General features: G+C 72.3%; 2 protein-coding genes. Both read right to left on the reverse strand.

The window, feature by feature from the left end; genetic code table 11:
* A partial coding sequence (locus ACZ5CR_RS43365) for a type I polyketide synthase (RefSeq protein WP_468868675.1) occupies positions 1-3,798 on the reverse strand: 3,798 nt, incomplete at its 3' end.
* Between the two features lie 86 nt (positions 3,799-3,884).
* The coding region (locus ACZ5CR_RS43370; protein ID WP_468868678.1) for an SDR family NAD(P)-dependent oxidoreductase at positions 3,885-6,552 on the reverse strand (2,668 nt) is incomplete at its 5' end.

A 6,552-nucleotide genomic window follows, 5' to 3' on the forward strand; every position in this document is an offset into this window, starting at 1 on the left:
CTCAAGCGCCGCACACAACCCCAACCCATCCTCACCCAGCACCACATACGAACCCACCGACGACACCGCCGGCACGCTCACCACACCCCAATCCAAGCGGAAGAGGGAGTTCTGCCGCCCGTCCTGTCCGGCGTCCCCCTCCGGTACGGCGACGGGCCGCAGCGTCAGGGAGTCGACAGCCGCGACCGGAGTGCCTGCGGCGTCGGCGACGGCCAGCGAGACGCTGTCCGTACCGGCGGCGGCAAGACGCACGCGCAGTGCCGTCGCGCCCGTCGCGAACAGCGAGACGCCGCTCCACGAGAACGGCATCCGGCCCTGCTCGGTGTCGGCCACGAACGTGCCGAGGCCCAGCGGGTGCAGGGCCGCGTCGAGGAGGGCGGGGTGCAGCCCATAGGCGGCGGCCTCGTCCTGTTCGCCCGCCGTCTCCGGGAGGGCGACGTCGACGAAGAGTTCACCGTCGCGCTGCCATACGGACCGCAGGCCCTGGAAGACGGGACCGTAGCTGAACCCGGCCGCGGCGAGGCTGTCGTACAGCGCGTCCGTGCTCACGGGTTCGGCGTCGGCGGGCGGCCACTGGGTGAAGTCGAAGTCGGCCGGGTGTCCGGCTGGGGCAAGGGTGCCCGTGGCGTGGCGCGACCAGGGTTCGTCGGACCAGAGCTCTTCGGGGGCCGGCCCTTGCGGGCGTTGCGGCCGTGAGTACAGGTTCACTTCACGGCGGCCGGACGCGTCGGCAGCACCGACGGCGAGCTGCATCTGCACACCGCCGTGTTCGGGCAGGACGAGCGGCGCCTGGAGCGTGAGCTCTTCCAGGAGGTCGCAGCCGACGCGGTGCCCCGCGTGCAGGGCGAGTTCGACGAAGGCGGTGCCGGGCAGCAGGACCGTACCGCCCAGGGCATGGCCCGCCAGCCAGGGGTGCGACGGGAGCGACAGCCTGCCGGTGAAGAGGAACCCGTCGGCGTCGGCGAGCGCGACGGCGGCCCCGAACAGCGGGTGCTCGGCCGGGTGCAGACCCGATGCGTGTACGTCGCCGATCCCGCCGATGGCGGGGCGGGGCCAGTAGCGCTGGTGCTGGAAGGCGTACGTCGGCAGGTCGACGCGGCGGCGGTTCTCGACCGGAGCGTAGAGGGGCGTCCAGTCGACGGTCGCACCGCGCACGTAGGCCTGGGCCAGGGCGGTCAGAAAGGTGTCGGGCTCGGGGCGGTCCTTGCGCAGGGCCGCAACCAGACCCGCCTGGGCAGCCGGGTCGGTGACGGTGTCGTGCGCCATCGCGGTCAGGACCGCGTCCGGACCCAGCTCAAGAAGCGTCGACACACCGAACGACGTGAGGGAGTTCAGGCCGTCGTGGAAGCGGACCGCATCGCGGACATGGCGCACCCAGTACTCCGGGTCCCGCAGCTGTGCGGCGGTGGCGAGCTCCCCGGTCACGTTGGAGACGACCGGCAGGGCCGGGGTCTCATACGTCAGGCTCTGCGCGACCTTGCGGAAGTCCTCCAGCACCGGATCCATCAGCGGGGAGTGGAAGGCGTGTGAGACCTTCAGCCACCGCACCTTCCGCTCCTGGCTCTTCAGCGTCTCGGCCACACCCTCCAGGACGGCACGGTCACCGGAGAGCACCACCTGCGAGGGACCGTTCACCGCCGCGACACCAACCTGCCCCTCCAAGCCCTCAAGCAACGGCAGTACGTCAGCCTCCGCCGCCTGCACCGCGAGCATCGCCCCGCCCTCAGGCAGCGCCTGCATCAACCTGCCCCGGGCAGCCACCAGCCGGGCCGCGTCCTCCAGGGACCAGAGCCCAGCCACATACGCCGCAACAAGCTCACCCACCGAATGCCCACCGAGTATCTCCGGCCGCACCCCGAACGACTCAGCCAGGCGGAACAGGGCCACCTCCACCGCGAACAACGCAGGCTGCGCATAACCCGTCTGCCCAAGCAGCTCCGCATCATCACCGAACATGACGTCCTTCAGCGGCCGGTCGAGGACCGCATCCAGATACGCGCACACCTCGTCCAACGCGTCCGCGAACACCGGGAAGGCCTCGTAAAGCCCCCGGCCCATCCCGATCCGCTGACTGCCCTGACCGGTGAAGACAACACCCAGGCGCCCCTCAGCAACCGCCCCCGAAATCCCGCTTTCGAGGCCGTCCAGGAGCTCGTCCCGATCACGCCCGAACACCACGCTCCGGTGCTCTAGCGCCGATCGGCCGCTGAGAAGCGACCAGCCCACGTCCACCGGCTCCAGCTCTGCGTCATCGGCTACGAAGCGGCGCAGCTGGTCCACCTGGGCGCGCAGCCCGTCCGCGCTCCGCGCCGACACCACCCACGGCAGCACCCCCGAAGGCGACGCGCTCTCGACCGTCCCGGCCTCCCCCGCCGCCCTCTCGTCCTTCTCGGTCTCCGGAGCCTGCTCCACGATCACATGCGCGTTGGTGCCGCTCACACCGAACGACGAGACGCCCGCGCGGCGCGGGGCGCCGTCCTCGCGCTCCGGCCAGGCCCGTGCCTGCGTCAGCAGTTCGACGGCGCCCGCGGACCAGTCCACGTGAGTGCTGGGCCGGTCGGTGTGGAGGTTCTCGGGCAGGAGGCCCGCGCGCATCGCCATGACCATCTTGATGACGCCCGCGACGCCGGACGCGGCCTGGGTGTGACCGATGTTGGACTTCACCGAGCCGAGGAGGAGCGGCTGTTCGGCGGACCGGTCCTGGCCGTACGTGGCCAGGAGGGCCTGCGCCTCGATCGGGTCACCGAGCACTGTTCCCGTGCCGTGGCCCTCGACGGCGTCGACGTCGCCGGTGGAGAGACGGGCAGCGGCCAGGGCCTGGCGGATGACGCGCTGCTGGGAGGGGCCGTTGGGGGCGGTGAGGCCGTTGCTCGCCCCGTCCTGGTTCACCGCCGAGCCTCGGACGACCGCGAGGACCTGGTGTCCCTTGCGGCGAGCATCCGACAGCCGCTCCAGGACGAGGACGCCGACGCCCTCGCCCCAGCCGGTGCCGTCCGCCGCCTCCGCGAACGGCTTGCAGCGGCCGTCCGACGCGAGGCCGCCCTGGCGGCTGAACTCCGCGAACGCGCCGGACGTCACCATCACGGCGACGCCGCCCGCGAGGGCCATGTCGCACTCGCCCTGGCGCAGCGCCTGTGCCGCCAGGTGCAGGGCGACCAGCGAGGACGAGCAGGCCGTGTCGACGGTGACAGCGGGGCCTTCAAGACCGAACAGGTAGGAGACGCGACCCGAGATGACGCTGGAGACGTCGCCGGTCAGCAGGTAGCCGTCGACGCTGTCCGGTGACGCCATGAGCGCCGGGCCGTAGCCCTGCGCGGTGGCGCCGACGAACACGCCGGTCCGGCTGCCGGCGAGCGCGGCCGGGCCGATCCCGGCACGCTCGACGGCCTCCCAGGAGGCCTCCAGGAGAAGCCGCTGCTGCGGGTCCATCGCCATGGCCTCGCGGGGTGAGATCCCGAAGAAGGAGGCGTCGAAGTCGCCCGCGTCGTAGACGAAGCCTCCGCCGCGCCCGTGGCGCCGCTGCTGGTCCTCCTCGCCTCCTTCACCCGTGTCGCCGCTGAGCGCCTCGACGTCCCAGCCGCGGTCCTCCGGAAAGGCGGACAGCGCGTCCCTGCCCTCGGAGACGAGCCGCCACAGATCCTCGGGGCTGCGCACGGCGCCGGGGTAGCGGCAGCTCATGCCCACAATGGCGATGGGCTCGGGCTCCTCGGCCTCGACCTCACGGAGTCGCTGACGGGTCTCGTGAAGATCGGCGGTCACCCGCTTGAGGTAGTCGAGAAGCTTCTGCTGTTCCGCCATCGGAAACTCACCTGTTCGTCTAGTCACAGAAAGACCGCGGTCGTGCGTGGTCGTGCGTTGGCTCGCGTGGTCGCGTGCGTCGTGCTTCAGGAAATGCCGAGCTCCCTGTCGATGAAGTCGAAGACCTCGTCGGCGGAGGCCGACTCGAGCCGTTCGGAGACCGCCTCGCCGTCGGCCGGTGTCTCGGCCTCCGCGCCCTTCCACTTAGACATCAGCGCTTCGAGCCGCATCGTGATGCGCATACGGGCACTGTCGTCGGGCGCGATGGTGGTGAGACCGGCCTCCAGGCGGTCGAGCTCGGCGAGCGTGGAGTCCACTCCGGCCGCGTCGTCCTGGATGATCTCGGCGCGCAGGTAGTGCGCCAGGGCGACGGACGTCGGGTAGTCGAAGACGAGTGTCGTCGGCAGCCGGAGCCCGGTGGCCTTGCCGAGCCGGTTGCGGACCTCGACGGCCGTGAGCGAGTCGAAGCCCAGCTCGCGGAAGGCCCGGTGGGCGTCGACGGCCTCCGCGCCCGCGTAGCCGAGCACGGCCGCCGCGTGGCCGCGCACGAGGTCGAGCAGGATCACCTCGCGCTCGGACTCGGTGAGCGGGGTGAGGCGTCGGCGCAGCTGCGACGAGGCGTCGTCGGCCTCCTGCGCGGCGGCCGGGGCGTCGGCCGCCACGGACTCCGCGTACCGGCGTACTTCGGGGATGTCCCCGATGAAGGGGCTCGGCCGCGAGGAGGTGAAGGCGGGCGCGAACCGCTCCCAGTCCAGGTCGGCGACGGCGAGGAACGTCTCGTCGTGCGCGACGGCCTGGGCGAGCGCGGCGACCGCGAGCTCCGGCGCCATCGGGCGCAGGCCCCGGCGGCGGAACTGCTCCTCGCCGTCGTCACCTGCCATGCCGCCACCGGCCCACAGGCCCCATGCGACGGAGGTCGCCGTGAGGCCCCGGGCCCTGCGCTGTTCGGCGAGCGCGTCGAGGTGGGCGTTGGCCGCCGCGTACGCGCCCTGGTTGCCGCTGCCCCACACACCGGCGTTGGAGGAGAACAGCACGAACGCGTCGAGGTCGTCCTCGCCTTCGAGGAGCGCGTCCAGGTGCTGCGCGCCGGAGACCTTGGCGTCGAGTACGTAGGCGATGTCCGCCGGGGCGGTCTCGATCAGGGGCTGGCCCTGACCGACACCCGCCGCGTGGAACACGGAGCGCAAGGTGTGCCCGTCACGGGCGAGCTGCTCCAGGAGCGCGGACACGGCATCCCGGTCGGCCACGTCGCACGCCGCGACAGTGACCTTGACCCCCAACTCCTCCAGTTCTGCGGCAAGGTCGGCGGCTCCGGGTGCGTCCGGGCCGCGTCGGCTGGTCAGGACGAGGTGTTCGGCGCCCGCACGGGCGAGCCAGCGGGCGACGTGCCCGCCGAGTGCGCCGGTGCCACCGGTGACGAGGGCCGTGCCGCGTCCCGTCCAGGCCGCGGGCTCGCCCGTGCCGAGAGCGAGAGGTGCGTGGGCGAAGCGGCGTACGAAGACGCCGGAGTCCCGGATGGCGAGCTGGTCCTCGGCGTCGCCGGATCCCGCGAGCAGCACGGCGAGCCGGGTGGCCGCGCGCCCGTCCACGCAGCCGTCCACGGCCTGCGGCAGGTCGATGAGGCCGCCCCAGCGGTCGGGGTGCTCCAGGGCCGCGACCCGGCCGAGGCCCCACAGCTGGGCCTGGACGGGTCCGGCGGCCCGGTCGGCGTCATCGGTGGCGACGGCACCGCTGGAGAGCGCCCACAGCCGGGCCCCGATCTCCGCGTCGCCCAGGGCCTGGACGAGCGCGACGGTGGCCGCGTGCCCGGCGGGCACGGCCGCGTACGCGCTGAGGGCGGACTCGTCGAAGCCGAGCAGCGAGACCACACCCGCGAGCTCGCCCTGTTCCCGCAGGTTCTCGGCCAGCTCGGCGCGCGTCACCTTGCCCGCGTCGACCCTCAGCTCGACGAGCTCCGCCCCTGCGTGCGTCAGCGCCTCCACGACACCCGCCGTCCAGGGGTGGTCAGCAGCCGTCTCCGGTACGACGGCCAGCCAGCGCCCCGTGAGAGCGGCGTTGCCGGACGGGCCGCCGGGCAGCGGCTGCCAGGTGACGCGGTAGCGCAGCGCGTCGACCGCCGAACGCTCACGGCGCTGGCGCCGCCAGGAGGACAACACCGGTAGTACGGCGCCGAGTTCGGCGCTTGCCCCGTCGGTGTCCAGTTCGGCGGCAAGCTGCTCCAGGTCTTCGCGCTCCACGGCTTCCCAGAAGCGCGCTTCGACCTCGTCCACGACGGGAGCCCCGCCCGCGCCCTGCGCTTCCTCGGAGGCGAGCAGCCAGTAGTGCTCACGCTGGAAGGCGTAGGTGGGCAGGTCGACCTTGCTGCGGGTACCCGGGAAGAGTGCCTGCCAGTCGAGTTCAGCGCCGTGGACGTGCGCCTCGGCGAGCGACTGCGCCAGACGGTGAGCACCGCCCTCGTCGCGACGCAGCGAGCCCAGGGCCACGGCGGTGGACTGATCGGTGGCGTCGATGGTGGCCTGGACCGGGACGGTCAGGACCGGGTGGGGGCTCATCTCCAGGAACAGGTTGTGGCCGTCGGCGAGGAGGCCTCGGGTGGCCTGCTCGAACAGCACCGTCTGACGGAGGTTGCGATACCAATACCCCGCGTCCATCGGCGTGTTGACCGCATCCAGCCAGTCACCGGTCAGCGTCGAGAAGACCGGGACCTGCGGAGACTGAGGACTGACGGGCGCCAAAACGTCAGCCAAGTGCGCC

The sequence above is a fragment of the Streptomyces sp. NPDC031274 genome (assembly GCF_055570235.1).